Origin of the sequence: Novosphingobium sp. PP1Y (genome assembly GCF_000253255.1) — a bacterium.
Classification (GTDB): Bacteria; Pseudomonadota; Alphaproteobacteria; order Sphingomonadales; family Sphingomonadaceae; genus Novosphingobium.
In genome coordinates this window covers 522,964-540,225 of sequence record NC_015580.1, presented here as the reverse complement: position 1 = coordinate 540,225, position 17,262 = coordinate 522,964, and the positions used below count along the sequence as shown (strand labels likewise).

Below are 17,262 nucleotides of genomic sequence, written 5' to 3'. Positions count from 1 at the left end.
CGCGATGCGCATAAGGCGGCTCAAGCTCAGTGGATTCAAGAGCTTCGTAGAGCCTTCCGAACTGCGCATCGAGCCGGGGCTGACCGGCGTCGTCGGCCCCAACGGCTGCGGCAAGTCCAACCTTCTCGAAGCGATCCGCTGGGTCATGGGCGAAAGCTCGCCCAAGTCGATGCGCGGCGGCGGCATGGAAGACGTGATCTTCGCCGGCACCTCCAGCCGCCCCCCGCGCAGCTTCGCCGAAGTCGTCCTGACCGGCGAGACCACCCCCATCGACGGCAAGCGCGAAGAGCTTGAAGTCGTGCGCCGGATCGAGCGCGGGGCGGGCAGCGCCTATCGCGTCAACGGCCGCGACGTGCGCGCCAAGGACGTGGCGCTGATCTTCGCCGACGCCGCGACCGGCGCGCATTCGCCCGCGCTGGTCAGTCAGGGCAAGATCGCCGCGGTCATCGCCGCCAAACCGACCGAACGCCGCGCGATGCTGGAAGAAGCAGCGGGCATCGCCGGCCTCCACGTGCGCCGCAAGGACGCCGAGCAGAAGCTGCGCGCGACCGAAACCAACCTTGCCCGCCTCGAAGACATCATGGCCGGGCTCGACAAGCAGGTCGCCACGCTGCGCCGCCAGGCCCGGGCGGCCGAGAAGTACAAGGCCCTGACCGACGAGATCCGGCTGGCCGAGGCGCGCCTCGTCTATGCCCGCTGGCGCGATGCCGCCGCTGCCGCAGAGGCCGCGCGCAAGGAAGCCCAGGCCGCGGAGGCCCGCGTCAACGAGGCGCAGGAGGCCGCGAAGCTGGCGCAGAACGCACAGGCCGCCGCTGCCGAAGCGCTGGTCGAGGCGCGCGACGAACTGGCCGACCGCCGCGACGATGCCAATGCGCAAGGCCACCGCATGGCAACGCTCACCAGCCAGCTCGAAGCGGCAGAACAGCGCTTGGCCGATCTCGAGAGGCAGAAGGCCCGGCTCGAGGAAGACCGCGGCGATGCCGACCGCGTGACCCGCGATGCGGCGCAGGCGCTTTCCCGCCTCGAACGCGAACTGGCCGAGAGCGAAAAGCAGCTTGCAGCCGACGAGGCGCACCGCCCCCGTCTGGCCAATGCCCTGGAAGGCGCCGAACGCGCCGCCCGCACCGCCGAACTCGAACTGGCGCAGGCGACCGCCCAGCAGGCCGGCGTCGAGGCCGAATGGCGCATTGCCGAGGCCGAACTGGCGCAGGCAAGGAACCGGCTTGCCCGCCTCGATTCCGAGGCAGAGCGCCTGCAGTCGCAGATCGGCGCGCTCGAGGCGGCGGGTGACCTCGACGCCGTCGTCGCCGCTGCACGAGCGAAAGCCGAAGCTTCCGGAAAGGCCCTTGCCGAGGCCCGCGAGGGACTTGAGGCACAGCAGGCCCGCAAGGCAGAGCTGCAGGCCCAGCGCGATGCCGCAGCCTCGGAACTCGCCGGCGCGCGTGCCGACCTCACCGGCATCGAACGCGAACACGGCGCCCTCGTTCGCGACCGCGAGGCCCGGGCCAAGGGCGCCAAGGCCGCACATGGCCTGCCCGTCGCAATCGACGCGGTGCGTGCCGCGCCGGGCTACGAACGCGCGCTGGCCGCCGTGCTGGGCCGCGACGCCAAGGCGCCGCTGGGCAAGGTCGAGGGCGCCGATGGCCGCTTCTGGACCGGCGCCGAGGCGCCCGCGCCAGTGGCCCAGAGCCTTGCCGCGCACGTCACGCAGTGCCCGCCCGAACTCGCGGCGCGCCTCGCGCTCGTCCATGTCGTGGACGAGGATGACGGCCGCGCCCTCAAGGCCGGCGAGTGGCTGGTCACGCGTTCGGGCGTGCTGCGCCGCTGGGACGGTTTCGTTGCGCGCGGCGAAGGCGCCGCCGAAGCCGCCCGGCTCGAGGCCGAAAACCGCTTTGCCGAACTCGACGCCCAGCTGCCGCCGCTGCGCGAAGCCGTGGCGGTTGCCGAAGCGCGCCAGACCGGGGTGCAGCAGGAACTCTCCGCGCTGCAGGCCGCGGTCATTGCCGCCGAACGCGCCATCGCGCAGGCCACCGATGCCGAACGCAGCGCCCTGCGCGCCGCCGACCAGGCCGAAGACCAGCGCCAGCGCCAGCGGGCCCGCCGCGCCGAACTCGATACGCAGGTCGGCGAGCTGGCCGAGCAGCGCAAGACCGCCGCGCAGGACCTGTCCGCCGCCGAAGACAAGCGCAAGACACTGCCCGATCCCGAAACCGGTCGCGCCGCGCTGCAGGCCGCAAGGGAGAGGAACGAAACCGCCAAGAGCGGGCTGCAATCGGCGACGGCCGCACTTGCCGCGCACGACCAGGCGCTGGCGGTGGGGCGCGAACGCACCGCGTCGCAGCGCAGCGACATCCGCAACTGGCAGGGCCGTGCCGGCGACGCCACCAATCGCCTCGCCCAGATGGCCGGCCGGCTTGAGGAAATCGAGGCCGAGCGCGCCGTGTTCGCCGCCAAACCCGCCTCGATCATGGCCGAGATCGAAGCCGGGGAAGTCGTGCGCAATCGCCTCTCCGATGAACTGGGCAAGGCCGAAGTGGCCGTCACTGCCGCGACCGAGGCCGCGCGCAAGGCCGATGCCGAACTGGCCAATGCGCAGGAAAAGCTCGCCAGCACGCGCGAGAACCGCGCCGGTGCCGTCGCCCGCGCCGAAAACGAGGACGAGCGCCGGGTCGAGATGACGCGGCTTTCGGGCGAGCGCTTCCAGTGCCCGCCTCCCGTCCTGCCGGAACGCTTCGCTTTCGATTCCTCGCAAGTCTCCGGCGCGCAGGCCGAGACTGCGACGATGGACAGGCTCGTCGCCGACCGCGAGCGCATCGGCCCGGTCAACCTCGTCGCTGCCGACGAACTGGCCAAGGCGGAAGAAGAACTGGGCGTCAGCGTAACCGAGAAGGCCGAGCTGGCCGAAGCGGTCAACCGGCTGCGCGGTTCGATCGGCAACCTCAACCGCGAAGGGCGCGAACGCCTGCGCGCGGCTTTCGAGGCAGTCGATGCGCATTTCCGCCGCCTGTTCCAGCAGCTTTTCCAGGGCGGGCAGGCGCACCTGGCGCTGGTCGATTCCGACGATCCGCTCGAAGCCGGACTGGAAATCTTCGCCCAGCCGCCGGGCAAGCGCCTGCAATCGCTGACGCTGCTGTCGGGCGGCGAACAGGCGCTGACAGCCGTTGCCCTGATCTTCGCCCTGTTCCTCACCAACCCGGCCCCGATCTGCGTGCTGGACGAGGTCGACGCGCCGCTCGACGATGCCAATATCGAGCGGTTCTGCGACCTGCTCGAGGCGATGACCCGCGAGACCGACACGCGCTACCTGATCGTCACCCACAATGCCGTGACGATGAGCCGGATGCACCGCCTGTTCGGCGTGACCATGGTCGAAAAGGGCGTCTCGCGCCTCGTCAGCGTGGACCTCGGCGCGGCCGAGGAACTGCTGGCTGCCGAATAGCTATTTCAGCACGAAGCGCGGCCCGGGGCCTTCCGCCCCGGCTGCATCCTCGGCATTGTAGAGGCGGCATTTCGTCAGGCTCAGGCAGCCGCAGCCGATGCACTCGTCCAGCTTGCGCCGGGTAAGTTCGAGCAGCGCGATCTTCGCGTCGATCGCCTCGCGCATGGACAGGCTGATGCGCTCCCAGTCCTCGATCGTCGGCGTGCGCCCCTGCGGCAGCTGCGCCAGCTCGCGCTCGATCTCCGCGAGGCCCAGCCCCAGTTTCTGCGCGATCAGGATGAAGCTGACGCGGCGAATGTCCGAGCGCAGGAAACGCCGCTGGTTGCCCGAAGTGCGCAGCGAGACGAGCAGCCCCTTCTCTTCGTAGAAGCGGATCGCCGACACCGCGACGCCGGTCCGGCGCGAAAGATCGCCGATCGAGATGAAGCGGTCGGTCACGCCCTTGGCAGTCATCTCAATACCTCCAGTTTCCGTTTGACCTCAAGTTAACTTGAGGTTGCACCTTGGGCAAGCCGAGTGATTCGCCGCCGGGGCGGATCGCTGAAATCCAAGGAGAAATGCACATGCCCAAGGGAAGACTGGAACACGCCAACATCACCGTGAGCGACATCGAGCGCTCGTCCAGGCTGCTGCAGGACCTGCTCGGCTGGGAAGAACGCTGGCGCGGTCCGGCCCTTAACGGCGGCGAGACGATCCATGTCGGCGAGGAGTTCGGCTACATCGCCGTCTATACCGACGGCAAGGAACATGACCGCTTCGCCAAGGGGGCGCCGCTCAATCACCTGGGGATCGTCGTCGACGACCTCGACGCTGCCGAGAAGATCGTGGCCGATGCCGGTCTCGTCCCCTTCAACCATGCCGACTACGAACCGGGCCGCCGGTTCTATTTCCTGGACTGGGACGGCATCGAATTCGAACTGGTGAGTTATGAATGAGCCGCTGATCACAAGAGCCGGGGCGTGGTATTGCCACCGCCCCGAGCCGGCTGCCCGCCGCCGCTCCACAATTCGCCCGTCCGGTCCACCGTCAGGGGAAGGTCGGGCGTGCGACACAGGCGAAACGCCTCCTCCGGTGTGCCGCTGATCCATTGCCCCCACGCATCGCGGGGCAGGAGAACCGGCATGCGATCGTGCACATCGACCATCTGCGGGCAGGAATCGACCATCACCATGGTATAGGCCTGCCCCCATTCGCCGGTCGGCCGCCAGAGCCCGGCGACGGCGAAAGTCTCTTCCCCTTCCACGCCATACCAGGTGCGGGTCATCCGTCCCTTGCTGCCCTCGGCCTCGGCCCAGGCGGTGACGGGCACGAGGCAGCGGCGCTTTTCGAAGCTGTCGCGCCAGAACGCGGTGGAGAGCTTGTCGTCGCGGGCATTGGTGACGGGCTTGGGCTTGAGCGGCTGCCCTTGCTTGCCCTTGAGCACGAGCGGAAAGCCCCATGTCATCGCCTGTGCCCTGCCCTCGGCAACGACGAGGCCGGGATAGCCGGGATAGACTTCCTCGGCGAAATTGGCGCCGCGTTCGGGCAGGACTTCGAAGAGCCTGGCGACTTCTTCTACACCCTTGGTCATCCGGTAGAGGTTGCACATGGCAACCCGTCCTAGATCACGCCGGCGTTGCCCACCACCCAGCAGGCCAGTGCCATGACGAGGCCGGCATCGCGGTTGGAGCGGAAGCAAGCAAGCGCATTGTCGCCGTCATCGGTATCGAGGGTCACGACCTGGAAGCCGAGATGGGCAGCCACCGGGGCCAATGCGACGAGCGCAACCCAGTCGCCGCGCAGGGTCCAGAAGGCCAGCGCCCAGAATACCACCGCAAGCGCATAGAACGCGGCGACACCGGCGCGCACGTGACGGCCCAGGCGCAGCGCTGCGGAGCGGATACCGACAAGGACGTCGTCCTCGCGGTCCTGCAGGGCGTAGATCGTGTCATAGCCGATGCACCAGAAGATGCAGCCGCCGTAAAGCGCGACGAGGACGTCGATATGGTCGCTGCGGATCTCCATCCAGCCGACCAGCGAACCCCAGGTGAAAACGAGGCCGAGCCAGACCTGTGGCCACCAGGTGATGCGCTTCATGAAGGGATAGGCGGCAACCAGGGCCAGGCTGCTCAGGGCCATGACCTGCGCCTGCCAGCGCAGCTGGAACAGCACCACCAGACCTGCCGCGCAGAGCGTGAAGAGCCAGATCGTCGCGGCCTGCCGGCTGACCCGCCCGCTCGCGACCGGGCGGCTGGCCGTGCGCGCAACCCTGCGGTCCAGATCGGCATCGACGATGTCGTTCCACACGCAGCCCGCGCCGCGCATCGCCATCGAGCCGACGAGCATCCACAGCACGAGACCCCAGCGCGATTCGCCGCCCGCCAGCATCACGCCCCAGGCGCAGGGCCAGAACAGCAGCCACCAGCCGATGGGCCGGTCGAAACGCGCCAGCATGGCATAGTCGCGCAAGGACGGCGGCAGCATCGACACGAGGCTGCGGCTTTGCGTATCGGGCACAAATGCGGGTTCGGTCACGCGAAGGTACGTAGTCGATTGTAGCCCGTCTGTCATGGCCGATCGCAAGCCGGCACACATGTCGGCATGCCTGGCCAGGGCACGGAGCAGTGGCTTACGCTCCTGCGCACGATTGCGAAGTAAGCCCAGCACAGTAAGAGAAAGCATGGTTGCAACCCCTGCCTGGCCGCCGCGCTCCGCGCCGCGCCTGTTCGTCCCCGGTCCGATCGCGCTGGCCGCGCATGTCGCGATCGAGGGCGCGCAGGCGCATTACCTGTCCAAGGTCATGCGCGTCTCGGCAGGAGACGCGGTGATCCTGTGCGATGACGAGACGGGCGAATGGGCCTGCGCCGTCGTTTCGGCGGGCAAGCGTGACGTTGTTCTCGAGGCGCGCGAAAGGCTGCGCCCGCGCGAGCAGGTGCCCAACTTCACGCTGTGCGCCGCACTACTCAAGAAGCCGAACTTCGACCTCGTGCTGGAGAAGGCGACCGAACTGGGCGTGCGGTGCATCCAGCCGGTGGTGACGCGCCGCTGCGTGGCGGACAAGCTCAACCCCGAGCGGGCGCGCACCATGGTGACCGAGGCGGCCGAGCAATGCGCCCGCACCGCGCTGCCCGAACTGGCCGAACCGCTCAAGCTCGAGGCGCTGCTGCGCGACTGGCCCGAAGATCGCGCGCTGTTCTTCGCCGACGAGCTGGGCGGCGAACCCGCCGCCGCGCAATTCGCCGCGCACCGGGGCCCAGCCGCCCTGCTGGTCGGACCCGAAGGCGGCTTCGACGAAGGGGAACGTGCGCTCATCCGCGCCCTGCCGCAGGCGCGCCCGATCACACTGGGCCCGCGCATCCTGCGCGGCGAGACCGCCAGCATCGCCGCCACCGCGCTCTGGATGGCCGTGGCAGGAGATTGGTTGCCTGCCGGAAATTGACTATCACCGTAGCAAATAGTGCTGGCGTCCGTGCCTTGCCGCCACTACTTCCCGGCGCATGAGCACCCGCGAGATATCGGATCGCGCCGATCCGCTGATCGAGAGCCTGGACCAACTCGCCGAGCCGATGGCTGCGGGCGAAAAGCCGCGCGCCGCGTGGCGGATCGGGACCGAGCACGAGAAGTTCGTCTACGACAAGACCGACCTTCACGCGCCGTCTTATGACGAACCCGGCGGCATCCGTGACCTGCTCATGGCGCTGACCGAATTCGGCTGGGAGCCGATCGTCGAAGGCGGCAACGTCATTGCCATGAAGGGCAGCGACGGCACTGTCAGCCTTGAGCCGGCGGGGCAGCTCGAACTGTCCGGCGCGCCGCTGGAAAGCCTGCATGAAACCTGCGCCGAAACCGGCCGGCACCTGGCGCAGGTCAAGACCATCGGCGACCGCATCGGCAAGGGTTTCCTCGGGCTCGGCATGTGGCCGGACAAGACCCGCGAAGAACTGCCGATCATGCCCAAGGGCCGCTATGACATCATGCTGCGGCACATGCCGCGCGTGGGCTCGATGGGGCTCGACATGATGCTGCGCACCTGCACCATCCAGGTCAATCTCGACTATTCCAGCGAAGCGGACATGGTGCAGAAGTTCCGCACCTCGCTGGCGTTGCAGCCGCTGGCGACCGCGCTCTTCGCCAATTCGCCTTTCACCGAAGGCAAGCCCAACGGCTATCTTTCCTACCGCAGCCACATCTGGTCGGACACCGACCCGGCGCGCACGGGCATGCTGCCCTTCGTGTTCGAGCAGGGCTTCGGCTACCAGCGCTACGTCGACTACATGCTCGACGTGCCGATGTATTTCGTGTTCCGCGACGGCAAGTACATCGACGCCGCGGGCCAGTCTTTCCGCGACTTCCTCAAGGGCGAGCTGCCCGCGCTTCCCGGCGAACTGCCGCGCATGAGCGACTGGCAGGATCACCTGTCCACCGCCTTTCCCGAAGTGCGCCTGAAGTCCTTCCTGGAGATGCGCGGCGCCGACGGCGGACCGTGGAACCGCATCTGCGCCCTGCCCGCCCTGTGGGTCGGCCTGCTCTACGACCAGACCGCGCTCGACGCGGCCTGGGACCTGGTGAAGGACTGGGACATGGAAGGGCGCGAAGTGCTGCGCAGCTCCGTCCCCAGGCTCGGCCTCGACGCTCCGCTTCCCCAATCGGCGAAAGGGACTGGCGGCACCTTGCGCGACATTGCCGGCGAAGTGCTCGACATCGCCCGGTCCGGCCTTGCCGCGCGCGGCAAGCTTAATGCCGGGGGCGACAACGAGACCGGCTATCTCGAACCGCTTGCCGAGATCGTGTCTTCGGGCAAGGTTCCGGCCCAGCGCCTGCTCGAACGCTTCCACGGCGAATGGGGCGGCAACCTGTGCGAGGTCTACAAGCAGAAGAGCTTCTGAATGGGAGCTCGCCTCGTTTCTCTCATCCGATAATTCCCGTAGTCATCTCCGCGCGGGCGGGGGTCCCGGATCAAGCCCGGAATGACAAAAGCTGGCGAGCCGAACCTGGCCCGCCCGCTTACTCCGCTGCCTGCAGCACCGGCCGACGCGGGCGCAGCTTGCCGAGAAGCCAGCCAAGGCTGCGCGTGATCGGCGCGTTCCGGGCCATCCAGGCGTGGTATTCGCGGTACTTGGCATCCTCGGCCAGCAAGTGCGCTTCCTCGGTCCTGGCGCGCCAGAAGTAGATCGCGCTGACCACGCCGAGCAGCACGGTGTTGCGCACCACGTCGCTCATCGCATGGCTGGTGACGAGAAACGGCAGGGTCGAGCACCACCAGAACAGGTTCTTCGACAGGTAGGCAGGATGGCGCGTGAAGCGGTAAGGCCCGCCCGTCAGAACCCCGCGATAGGTCAGGTTGGAAAAGCGCAGGCCGAAGGCAAAGGTCGCCCAGGCATAGATTGCGGTGAGGCTCACCAGCAGCGCGGCCCAGCACCACAGCAGCAGGTCGTGGCCCTGCAGCCAGTAGGCCCAGCCGCCGGTATTGACCTCATAGCCCAGCACGTCGGCCCGGCCCATCGTGCCCCACACGAACGGCGGATAGCAGATCAGCGCGGCGACCCAGCCGGCCAGCAGCGGATTGCCGCTGCGGATATGCGCATCGAGCGGGCGGAAGGTGAACAGATAGCCGACCGTGCCGATCTGCACGTCGACAAGGAACAGCCCTTCGATCAGCATGGTGCCGAGCGCCACCGGATCGTGGGCGATGGCGCCGAAATCAGCCTCGACGATGCGGGCAAAGCCGCCGGGCAGGATCGAGATCATGAAGGCCCCGAAGAAGGCCTTGATCGCCCACGCGCGGCCATGCTTCCTGACTTCCTCAGCCGACCATGCCTCGCGCCCGATCAGCATGGCGCCGAAGTGCCAGGAATGGTCGCGCGGTTCGATCATGTAGCGGTCGAGCCAGAGCACGTAGGGAACCGATAGCGCGAAAAGCGGCACCGCCGCCGTGCCGATCACTTCCATCGCGAAAAGGTACTGCCCGTCCCAGTACCAGCGGCCGATGCAGTAGAACATGCCGATCGCCGCCCAGGTCGCCCAGAGCCCGGCCAGCTTGGTAATCGAGACGTCGAGCGATTGCGCCAGCGGGCGGGGACTGCGCCAGTCCATCCCGGTGCTGGGGCGCAGATGGACCTTGTCGACCAGCACCGACCACAAGGTCATCGTCAGGCCAGTGACGAACAGCGTCAGGACTGCCGCGTAAGGCCCGCTGAGCGGTTCGCGGGGGCCGCCCAGTTCGAAGGCATCGGCGATGCCCGCCCAGTTGCGGCAGACCAGCAGCCAGGCGATCAGCGCGGCCAGCCCGGCGAGGCCGACACCTGCCGAAACATCGCTGACCGGCCGGCGGGCGGTGAACGTGGGGGCATTGCTCATGCCCGCTTGCCTAAAGGCAAATGGTTAAGGCGTCCGAAACGGCATTCGCAGCGAATGCCGGCCGGGGCGCCCGCGTGCCGCATCAGCGATAGGCGGTGATGCGGCCGGAATCGTCGAGGATGTAGAGCGTCTGGTTGGCCACGACCGGAGCCAGCGAGACCGCATCGCCCAGCTTGGTGAAGGGCGTCCACTCTCCGCTGGCGGGATCGACCGAGCCGACTTCACCTTCGGAATTTGCGACCCACAGCTTGTTGCCGGCCAGAACCGGGCCGACCCAGAAGATCGGTCCCTTCTTCTTCTTCGCCTTGCGGTAGCGCTTCAGGTCGGTGAGCCACTTCACCTTGCCGGTATTGCGCTGGATGGCGAGGATTTCCGCGTGATCGTCCAGCGTGAAGATCCAGTCGCCAGCCACGGCCGGGGTCGAGATACCCGCCAGGTTGAGTTCCCAGATGCGCTGGCCGGTCACCAGTTCGTAGGCGGCCATGCGTCCGCCCTCACCCAGCGCGTAGACGCTGCCGCGATCGATGATCGGATCGGCATCTACGTCGGTCAGGCTGCCCACTTCGGTCGAGATCGAGGTGCGTGCAAGCGCGTCCGACCAGAGCTGGCGGCCGTTCTCGTAGCGATAGGCGACCAGTTCGCCCGAGGAGTAACCGGCGATGACGGTACCCTGGCCTGCAGCAGGAGCAGCGACGCCGAAGACGCCGGCCTGCGAAAGCGAGCCGGATTCGTTCCACGCCAGTTCGCCATCGGCCGCATTGAGCGCGATGATCTGGTTGTCCTGGGTCATCACGTAGACCGAGTTGAAGCCGACGGTAGGCGAACCGCGCAGCGGGCCTGCGGGCTTCTTGGTCCACAGCTGCTCGCCGGTAGCCGCGGTGAGTGCGGCCACTTCGCCAAGGCCCGTGGTGATGTAGACCTTGCCGCTGTCATAGCTGACGCCGCCGCCGAAGATCGCCTTGGAGCCGTCGCCCGAGACGGCGAAGCTCTTGGTCCAGACTTGCGCGCCGCTCTGCGCGTCGAAGGCGTGGACGACGCCCCTGGTGTCCATCACATAGAGGCGTCCGTCGCCGATCACCGGCGAGGCCGCGAGACGCTGGCGCTGGGAAGACCCTTCGACATTGGCGGTCCACACGCGCGAAGGCGTCGCCGAAAGCGAAAGGTGGCCGTAAGCCTTGCTGGCCGTGCCGCCGGCCTGCGCCCATTCGGCATTCACCGTTTCGGGGGGCAGGATCACCGAGACAGCGCCAAGCGTCGGGTCGACCTTTGCACCGCTCTCGATCCGCGAGAGGATCGGCACGCGTTCGCCGACGGTCGGGGTCTTCGGGCCTTCCTTGCTTCCGAACAACTTGCAGCCCGAAAGGCCCATGACCAGGGCCAGGGCCATCATCGGCACGACCTTGCGGGCGTTGGACCGTCGGATATTCGGGGCAGTTGCCTTCATGCGCAGATCCTCAAGAAAATGGGTCATTCGCCGGCCCCCTGGGCGGCATCCTCGTCATTCGCCCCGGCATCCGCGGCGGTCTTTGCGCCGTCCTTGCCGATGGGCTCTCCCTTGTCATCAACAACCTCGTCCAGCGCGTCGACGCCCAGCACCGCCGCCAGTTGGCGGGCGCGGCTGCGCAGCGCTGCGCTGACGCCCTCGTCCTTGGCGATCGCACCGAACAGCGGACCGGCCTGGTCCTTCTTGTCCATCTTCAGGTAGGCCATCCCGACAAGTTCGCCAGCCACGCCGAACCACGGGTTGCCCGGGGCGGCATAGGGCTTGAGGCGATCGACCACGTCCTGCGGCTTCATCGCATCGAAGTTCGCGCCGACTTCGCGGATCGTGGCGAGGTCGCGCATCGGCTGCGGCGCCTTTTCGTCCCTGGCGACTTCGGCGTAGAGCTTGAGCGCGTCGTCCTTCTTGCCCTGATCGAGGGCGATCCCCGCCAGCATCAGCTTGGCTGCGGAGGCGCTGCCGTCGGAACCTTCTCCGGCAAGCGTCTTGAGCTTGGCATCGGCATCGTCGAGCTTGCCCGCCTTCAGGCTGTCCAGCGCCTGCACGAAGGCCTCGGCGTTCCCTTCACGCTGCTGGGTCTGCTTGTGATCCCAGTAGAGGTAACCACCGAAGGCCGCGAGAGCGATGACGATCAGCGCAATCAGCGGCTTGCCATAGCGGGCAAAGAAGCTTTCGAGCTGATCCTGGCGCACGGCATCGTCAACCTCGCGCAGGAATACATCCTGCTGCGCGGCGAGTCGCTGTTCGGCCTTGTCGTTGGACGGAGTGTTTTGAGAAGGAGGCAGAGCCAATTTTCGGGCGCTTTCTGCGGAAATCAGGATGGTTGCGGGCTGTTTAGCGAATGGCTGGGGCTTTTCAACGGGGATGATCGCTGCACGTCCCGTGGTGAAGCACCGCTGAATGAGCGCGGGACCTAGATCGCGGACATCCGGCCCACCGCCTGTCCATAGACCGTGCGATACAGGGAAATCATTGTATTTTCGTCATAATGTGCATTGGCATGGGCGCGGTTGGCAATGCCGATGCGGGTCCGCAACTGCGCGTCGCAGGCCAGTTCGACCAGCGCCCTGGCCAGTTCCGCCTCGTCGCCGGGCCTGGTGATATGTCCCCGGTTTTCCTCGGAAACCATGGATGCGACATCTCCCACCGCCGGCGAAGCCACCGCAAGGCCCGCCGCCATCGCCTCGACGACAGATATCGGGAACTGCTCGCTATCGGAGGACAGCGCGAAGAGATCGAACAGCCCCACCGCGTGCGAGGGATCGGCGACGAAGCCGGGCAGATGCACCCGATTCCCCACGCCGCTCGCCTCGGCCTGCGCGGCGATGGCACCGCGCTCGGGCCCTTCGCCGAGGATGACCAGCCGCCAGTCCTGCGGCATCTGCGCAAAGGCGCGCACCAGACGGGGCAGGTTCTTGACCGGGCGCAGCCCGGCCAGCGTGCCGACCCATTTCTCGCCGGGCTGCTTGACGAGGCCCGGCAGGATGTCCGGACGCGGCTTGTCGACATAGGCCGCGCAGTTGATGCCGTTGACGATCAGCCTGACCTTGCCGCGCGGCTGCTTCCACGCGTCCAGCGCGATCGCCTCCAGCCGCTGCGAAGGCACGATCACCGCCGAAGCCCCGGTCAGGGCCACCCGGCGGAACCAGTTGCGCGCGGGCTTGAGCCGATTCGCCTCGTCCTCGTTGAAGCCGTCCTCGTGGTGGACCAGCGGCGGCAGGCCGAGAGATCGCCTGAACAGGGCATGGGCCAGCACCGCGTCCATCGCCCCCCAGTTGTAGGTCAGGACGAGGTCGTGATCCCTGAGCGCCCGGGCAATGCCCAGGAGCCGACGCGGCAGGGGCCTGCCCTGAAGACTGGGGAAGTCTTCCGGATAAGTCACCGAAAGCGAGGGATCGACGGCAATGGCCGCGCCATAGGCACCCGGCTGGGCCGAGACGACCGTGTGCAGGACCTTCGGCCCGAAGGCGTTCATCAGGCGCGCCGCGCGCAGTTCCTTGCCGCCGGCGGAAAAGCTCGAATGGAGATGAAGCACCCGCAAGGGCCGCGAATCCTGCATGTCCCCCCGCGCCCTCAGTCGGCCCTGTCGAGCAGGCGATCGATCGCGGCCACCGCTTCGGGTTCGTCCAGCGTCGGCGCATGGCCGACATCTGAGAGCGTGACCGCCTCCGCTTCGGGCACCCGCACCAGCATTTCCTTCAGCGTCCGCGCGCTGAACAGGTCCGACAGGGCGCCGCGCACGACCAGCAGCGGTCTTCCCGCCAGCGCTTCCCAGGCGGGCCACAGCTCCGGCTGGTTGTCGACGTCGAGTCCGGCGAGCGGTTCGGCGATCTTCATGTCGTAGTCGAAGACGATGCGTCCGTTGCTGCCCAGCGCCATCAGCCGCTTGGCCCGCCCGATCCAGAAATCGAGCGGCTGGCCCGGATGGGCATCGCCCTGCGTACCCTCGATCGCGCGGGCGGCATGGACCCAGGTGGCGAAATTGCGCCCCTGCCCGACATAATCGAGAATGCGCCGCAGTCCTTCGGGCTCCAGCACCGGTCCGATGTCGTTCAGAACGGCACCGGCGATGCGATCCGGGATCATGAGCGCAAGGCCCATGGTCATCATGCCACCCAGCGATGTGCCCACGGCCACGAACCGGTCGATACCTTCCTGTTTCAGCAGCACGAGCAGGTCCTCGCCGTACTGGACCGGATTGTAGCTGGCCGAATCCTTTGCATATTCGCTATCGCCGCGCCCGCGCATGTCCGGGCACAGCACACGCCGGGAGCGCGCCATGTGCGGCGCCAGCAACTCGAAATCGCGCGCATTGCGGGTCAGGCCGGGCAGGCACACGACCGGCAGCCGCGATGGACCTTCCGGTGCATCCGGCCCCGCGTAATCCCGAAAATGCAACTTGACCCCGTCGCGGCTCGTCCAGAACCGATCCTCGTAATCCGACATGCCTTAGTGGGGTCCTCCAAGCCTGCGCGCCTTGAACGACGCGCGTCATGCGCCCACTATCGCCTGATGCAGACAGAACCGCAAGCAAGTGCCTATAAACCCGAGCCCCGGATCGGTAAGATATCCTCATGGCTGGGCGACGAAGTGGACGCCGCCTCCTTCCCGCGGCACGAGCTGCGCTTCCGCAACGACCGCTGGGCCGCCGCCATCGGCCTTGCCGATCTCGACGATGCACAGTGGATCGAACATTTCGGACGCTTCGCGCCGCTGGCCGACAACCTCCCCCGGCCGCTGGCGCTGCGCTATCACGGCCACCAGTTTCGCCATTACAACCCCGACATCGGTGACGGACGCGGATTCCTATTCGCCCAGATGCGCGACGGCGAGGGGCGACTGCTCGACCTCGGCACCAAGGGCTCGGGCCAGACCCCGTACAGCCGCGACGGCGATGGACGCCTGACGCTGAAAGGAGCGATGCGCGAGATCCTTGCCACCGAAATGCTCGAGGCGCTGGGCGTCTATACCTCCAAGACCTTCTCGGTGATCGAGACCGGCGAATCGCTGTGGCGCGGCGACGAGCCCTCGCCCACCCGCTCGGCCGTGCTGCTACGCCTCAGCCACGGCCATATCCGCATCGGCACCTTCCAGCGCCTGCTCGCCTTCGAGGAGCGCGAGCACATGGAAGCGCTGGTCGCCTATTGCCTCGAGACATACCCCGGCAGCACTCCGCCCGAAGATGCGCCCGGGCGCGACGAGCCCGCGGTTATCCTGATGCACCAGGTGGTCGAACGGCTGGCCGACACCGCCGCTGCATGGATGGTCGCAGGCTTCGTCCACGGCGTGCTCAACACCGACAACATGAACATTTCGGGCGAGAGCTTCGACTACGGCCCTTGGCGCTGGCTGCCGCAGTGGAACCCGCGCTTTACCGCCGCCTACTTCGACCAGGGCGGGCTCTACGCCTTCGGCCGCCAGCCCGAGGCGGTGCTGTGGAACTGCGGCCAGCTGGCCGTGGCGCTGCGGATGCTGGCGGAAACCGAACCGCTGGTTGCCGCGCTCAATCGCTTCGCGCCGCTCTACCAGGAAGCGATGGCCCGCCGTTTCGCCTGGCGTCTGGGCGTCGAGCCGCAAGGGCTGGAAGCGGATACCCGGCTGATCCAGGCCGCCGAGAACCGCATGGTCGAAACCGGCCTGCCGCCCGAACAGCTGTTCTACGACCATCGCGGCGGCCGCGCCGCGGACGACAGCGACTTCGGCCGGATCCTCTCGGGATATACGCCGGCTGCGGGCACCGACGATCCGTTCTGGGCCCGCGGGACGCCGCCCAGCACACTGATCGACGAAGTCGAGCGGATCTGGTTGCACATCGACAGGGACGACGACTGGGGCCCGCTTCACGCCAGAATAGAGGAAATCCGGGAGTTGGGCCGCCAGCTCGGCACGCCTCCGATTCCCGCCGGACACGATGATTAACAACCCCTCGTTAGCACCCCGGTAGGAAAGCGAGTGTAAGGTGCAGCGGAACTTCGATTTATCTTGGATAACGGATCTATTGCCGTAATGACCGCGCAAGCGACACAAGAAGCTGCACTTTCAAGTGAGCGGAGACCGGGTACCGACGTGAGCAAGGCGGACATCATCTCCTTCGAGCCGGCTACCGGGGCCGAAATCTGGCGCGGCAAGCCCTGCGAGATCGACGAAGTCGTGACCCGCGCCCGGCAGGCATGGCCCGGCTGGGCCGCGCAGCCGCTGGCCAACCGCATGGAACTGGTCCGCCGCTTCGCCAACGAGGTCCGCAAGGAAGCCGATACGCTGGCGCGCACCATCGCCCGCGAAGTCGGCAAGCCCCTGTGGGAAGCCAACGCCGAAGTCGAGAGCGTGATCAACAAGGTCGAAGTCTCGATCCGCTCTTATGCCGAACGCACTTCGCAGCGCAAACTGGACAGTGCGTTGCAGGGCACGATGGCGGTACGCCACAAGCCGCATGGCGTGCTTGTCGTGCTCGGCCCCTACAACTACCCGGCCCACCTGCCGGGCGCCCACATCGTCCCGGCGCTGATCGCGGGCAACGTCGTCATCTTCAAGCCGAGCGAGAAGGCCCCGGCCTCGGGCGAGATCCTGATCCGCTGCTTCCACCGCGCCGGCATGTCCTCTTCGGTCGTGCAGCTTGCCGTGGGCGGCCCGGAAGAAGGCCAGGCCTTCGTTGCGCATGAAGGGGTCGACGGCATCCTGTTCACCGGCTCGGCCAACACCGGCCTTGCCATCAACCGCAGGCTCGCCACCCGGCCCGACAAGGTCGTGGCGCTGGAAATGGGCGGCAACAACCCGATCGTGGTCTGGGATACGCCCAAGCTGACCGACGCCGCCGCGATCGTCGTGCAATCCGCCTTCGCCACCGCCGGACAGCGCTGCACCGCGGCGCGGCGCCTTATCGTGCGCGATACGATCTACGATGCGCTGATGGCCGAAGTGAAGGCCCTCGCCGACCGCCTGATCGTCGGTGCACCGTTCGACGATCCGGCCCCCTTCATGGGCCCGGTGATCGACAATGCCGCCGCCGACGGCCTGACCGAAAGTTTCCTCTACCTGCTGAGCAACGGCGGACGGGCGATCAAGCACCTCGTGCGCCCGGACGAAACCCTGCCGTTCCTGAGCCCGGCGATCATCGACACGACGGCGATGGCCGACCGCCCCGACGTCGAGCTGTTCGGCCCGATCCTCCAGGTCATCAAGGTGAGCGATTTCGACGGCGCGATTGCCGAGGCGAACAGGACCCGCTTCGGCCTTGCCGCATCGTTGGTGGGCGGCACGCCGCAGGAATACAACCGCTTCTGGGCCAACGTGCGCGCCGGTATCGTCAACTGGAACCGCCCGACCACGGGCCCGTCCCACGCCGCGCCGATGGGCGGCATCGGCCTGTCCGGCAACCATCGCCCGAGCGGCTACTACGCGGCCGACTACTGCGCCTATCCGGTCGCCTCGGGCGAAATGGAACAACCGCGTGCGATGATCGGCGTCGGACTGAAGTAAAGGCGGAGCC

At 67.3% G+C, this 17,262-nt stretch carries 14 protein-coding genes; 6 read left to right on the top strand and 8 right to left on the bottom strand.

Features of this window, described 5'->3' with window-relative positions; translation table 11 throughout:
- The first annotated feature begins 4 nt into the window (after positions 1-4).
- Positions 5-3,439, top strand: coding sequence for a chromosome segregation protein SMC (gene smc / locus PP1Y_RS08765; protein WP_013831920.1), 3,435 nt, complete (start codon positions 5-7; stop codon positions 3,437-3,439).
- Here the strand turns inward: smc and soxR are convergent, their stop codons facing one another.
- Positions 3,440-3,892 (bottom strand): redox-sensitive transcriptional activator SoxR, encoded by a 453-nt coding sequence (gene soxR / locus PP1Y_RS08760; protein ID WP_013831919.1) that lies wholly within the window; start codon positions 3,890-3,892, stop codon positions 3,440-3,442.
- A gap of 110 nt (positions 3,893-4,002) precedes the next feature.
- Here soxR and PP1Y_RS08755 point away from each other — a divergent pair, with 110 nt between their 5' ends.
- Complete coding sequence (locus tag PP1Y_RS08755) at positions 4,003-4,374, top strand: VOC family protein (protein ID WP_013831918.1); 372 nt, start codon at positions 4,003-4,005, stop codon at positions 4,372-4,374.
- Positions 4,375-4,382: 8 nt separating this feature from the next.
- On the opposite strand, the gene PP1Y_RS08750 is transcribed toward PP1Y_RS08755, so the two are convergent.
- Both PP1Y_RS08750 and ubiA read right to left on the bottom strand, forming a co-directional pair.
- Entirely contained in the window at positions 4,383-5,027 is a 645-nt protein-coding gene (locus PP1Y_RS08750) for an SOS response-associated peptidase (protein ID WP_013831917.1), read from the bottom strand.
- Between the two features lie 11 nt (positions 5,028-5,038).
- A complete protein-coding gene (gene ubiA / locus PP1Y_RS08745; protein WP_013831916.1) occupies positions 5,039-5,989 on the bottom strand; it encodes a 4-hydroxybenzoate octaprenyltransferase in 951 nt (316 codons plus the stop codon).
- A gap of 109 nt (positions 5,990-6,098) precedes the next feature.
- On the opposite strand from ubiA, the gene PP1Y_RS08740 reads away from it, so the two are divergent.
- Entirely contained in the window at positions 6,099-6,857 is a 759-nt protein-coding gene (locus tag PP1Y_RS08740; RefSeq protein WP_013831915.1) for a 16S rRNA (uracil(1498)-N(3))-methyltransferase, read from the top strand.
- 58 nt (positions 6,858-6,915) lie between these two features.
- A complete protein-coding gene (locus tag PP1Y_RS08735) occupies positions 6,916-8,304 on the top strand; it encodes a glutamate--cysteine ligase (RefSeq protein ID WP_013831914.1) in 1,389 nt (462 codons plus the stop codon).
- Between the two features lie 118 nt (positions 8,305-8,422).
- On the opposite strand, the gene PP1Y_RS08730 is transcribed toward PP1Y_RS08735, so the two are convergent.
- The 5 genes from PP1Y_RS08730 to PP1Y_RS08710 all read right to left on the bottom strand — a co-directional run bounded on the left by PP1Y_RS08730 (position 8,423) and on the right by PP1Y_RS08710 (position 14,222).
- Positions 8,423-9,775 (bottom strand): isoprenylcysteine carboxylmethyltransferase family protein, encoded by a 1,353-nt coding sequence (locus tag PP1Y_RS08730; RefSeq protein WP_013831913.1) that lies wholly within the window; start codon positions 9,773-9,775, stop codon positions 8,423-8,425.
- Positions 9,776-9,857: 82 nt separating this feature from the next.
- Complete coding sequence (locus tag PP1Y_RS08725) at positions 9,858-11,219, bottom strand: PQQ-binding-like beta-propeller repeat protein (RefSeq protein ID WP_013831912.1); 1,362 nt, start codon at positions 11,217-11,219, stop codon at positions 9,858-9,860.
- 23 nt (positions 11,220-11,242) lie between these two features.
- Positions 11,243-12,067, bottom strand: a complete 825-nt coding sequence (locus tag PP1Y_RS08720; RefSeq protein ID WP_013831911.1) for a tetratricopeptide repeat protein — start codon at positions 12,065-12,067, stop codon at positions 11,243-11,245.
- A 122-nt stretch (positions 12,068-12,189) separates the two neighbouring features.
- Positions 12,190-13,335 (bottom strand): glycosyltransferase family 4 protein, encoded by a 1,146-nt coding sequence (locus tag PP1Y_RS08715; RefSeq protein WP_013831910.1) that lies wholly within the window; start codon positions 13,333-13,335, stop codon positions 12,190-12,192.
- A gap of 14 nt (positions 13,336-13,349) precedes the next feature.
- Positions 13,350-14,222, bottom strand: coding sequence for an alpha/beta fold hydrolase (locus tag PP1Y_RS08710; protein ID WP_013831909.1), 873 nt, complete (start codon positions 14,220-14,222; stop codon positions 13,350-13,352).
- Between the two features lie 66 nt (positions 14,223-14,288).
- Here PP1Y_RS08710 and PP1Y_RS08705 point away from each other — a divergent pair, with 66 nt between their 5' ends.
- Both PP1Y_RS08705 and PP1Y_RS08700 read left to right on the top strand, forming a co-directional pair.
- Complete coding sequence (locus tag PP1Y_RS08705) at positions 14,289-15,695, top strand: protein adenylyltransferase SelO family protein (protein WP_013831908.1); 1,407 nt, start codon at positions 14,289-14,291, stop codon at positions 15,693-15,695.
- An 87-nt stretch (positions 15,696-15,782) separates the two neighbouring features.
- Positions 15,783-17,252, top strand: coding sequence for a succinylglutamate-semialdehyde dehydrogenase (locus PP1Y_RS08700; RefSeq protein ID WP_007013071.1), 1,470 nt, complete (start codon positions 15,783-15,785; stop codon positions 17,250-17,252).
- Positions 17,253-17,262 lie beyond the last annotated feature (10 nt).

Coding starts and splice junctions, on each gene's coding strand:
- smc (WP_013831920.1), top strand. CDS start 5: ATGCGCATAAGGCGGCTCAAGCTCAGTGGATTCAAGAGCTTCGTAGAG.
- soxR (WP_013831919.1), bottom strand. CDS start 3,892: ATGACTGCCAAGGGCGTGACCGACCGCTTCATCTCGATCGGCGATCTT.
- PP1Y_RS08755 (WP_013831918.1), top strand. CDS start 4,003: ATGCCCAAGGGAAGACTGGAACACGCCAACATCACCGTGAGCGACATC.
- PP1Y_RS08750 (WP_013831917.1), bottom strand. CDS start 5,027: ATGTGCAACCTCTACCGGATGACCAAGGGTGTAGAAGAAGTCGCCAGG.
- ubiA (WP_013831916.1), bottom strand. CDS start 5,989: ATGACAGACGGGCTACAATCGACTACGTACCTTCGCGTGACCGAACCC.
- PP1Y_RS08740 (WP_013831915.1), top strand. CDS start 6,099: ATGGTTGCAACCCCTGCCTGGCCGCCGCGCTCCGCGCCGCGCCTGTTC.
- PP1Y_RS08735 (WP_013831914.1), top strand. CDS start 6,916: ATGAGCACCCGCGAGATATCGGATCGCGCCGATCCGCTGATCGAGAGC.
- PP1Y_RS08730 (WP_013831913.1), bottom strand. CDS start 9,775: ATGAGCAATGCCCCCACGTTCACCGCCCGCCGGCCGGTCAGCGATGTT.
- PP1Y_RS08725 (WP_013831912.1), bottom strand. CDS start 11,219: ATGAAGGCAACTGCCCCGAATATCCGACGGTCCAACGCCCGCAAGGTC.
- PP1Y_RS08715 (WP_013831910.1), bottom strand. CDS start 13,335: ATGCAGGATTCGCGGCCCTTGCGGGTGCTTCATCTCCATTCGAGCTTT.
- PP1Y_RS08710 (WP_013831909.1), bottom strand. CDS start 14,222: ATGTCGGATTACGAGGATCGGTTCTGGACGAGCCGCGACGGGGTCAAG.
- PP1Y_RS08705 (WP_013831908.1), top strand. CDS start 14,289: ATGCAGACAGAACCGCAAGCAAGTGCCTATAAACCCGAGCCCCGGATC.
- PP1Y_RS08700 (WP_007013071.1), top strand. CDS start 15,783: ATGACCGCGCAAGCGACACAAGAAGCTGCACTTTCAAGTGAGCGGAGA.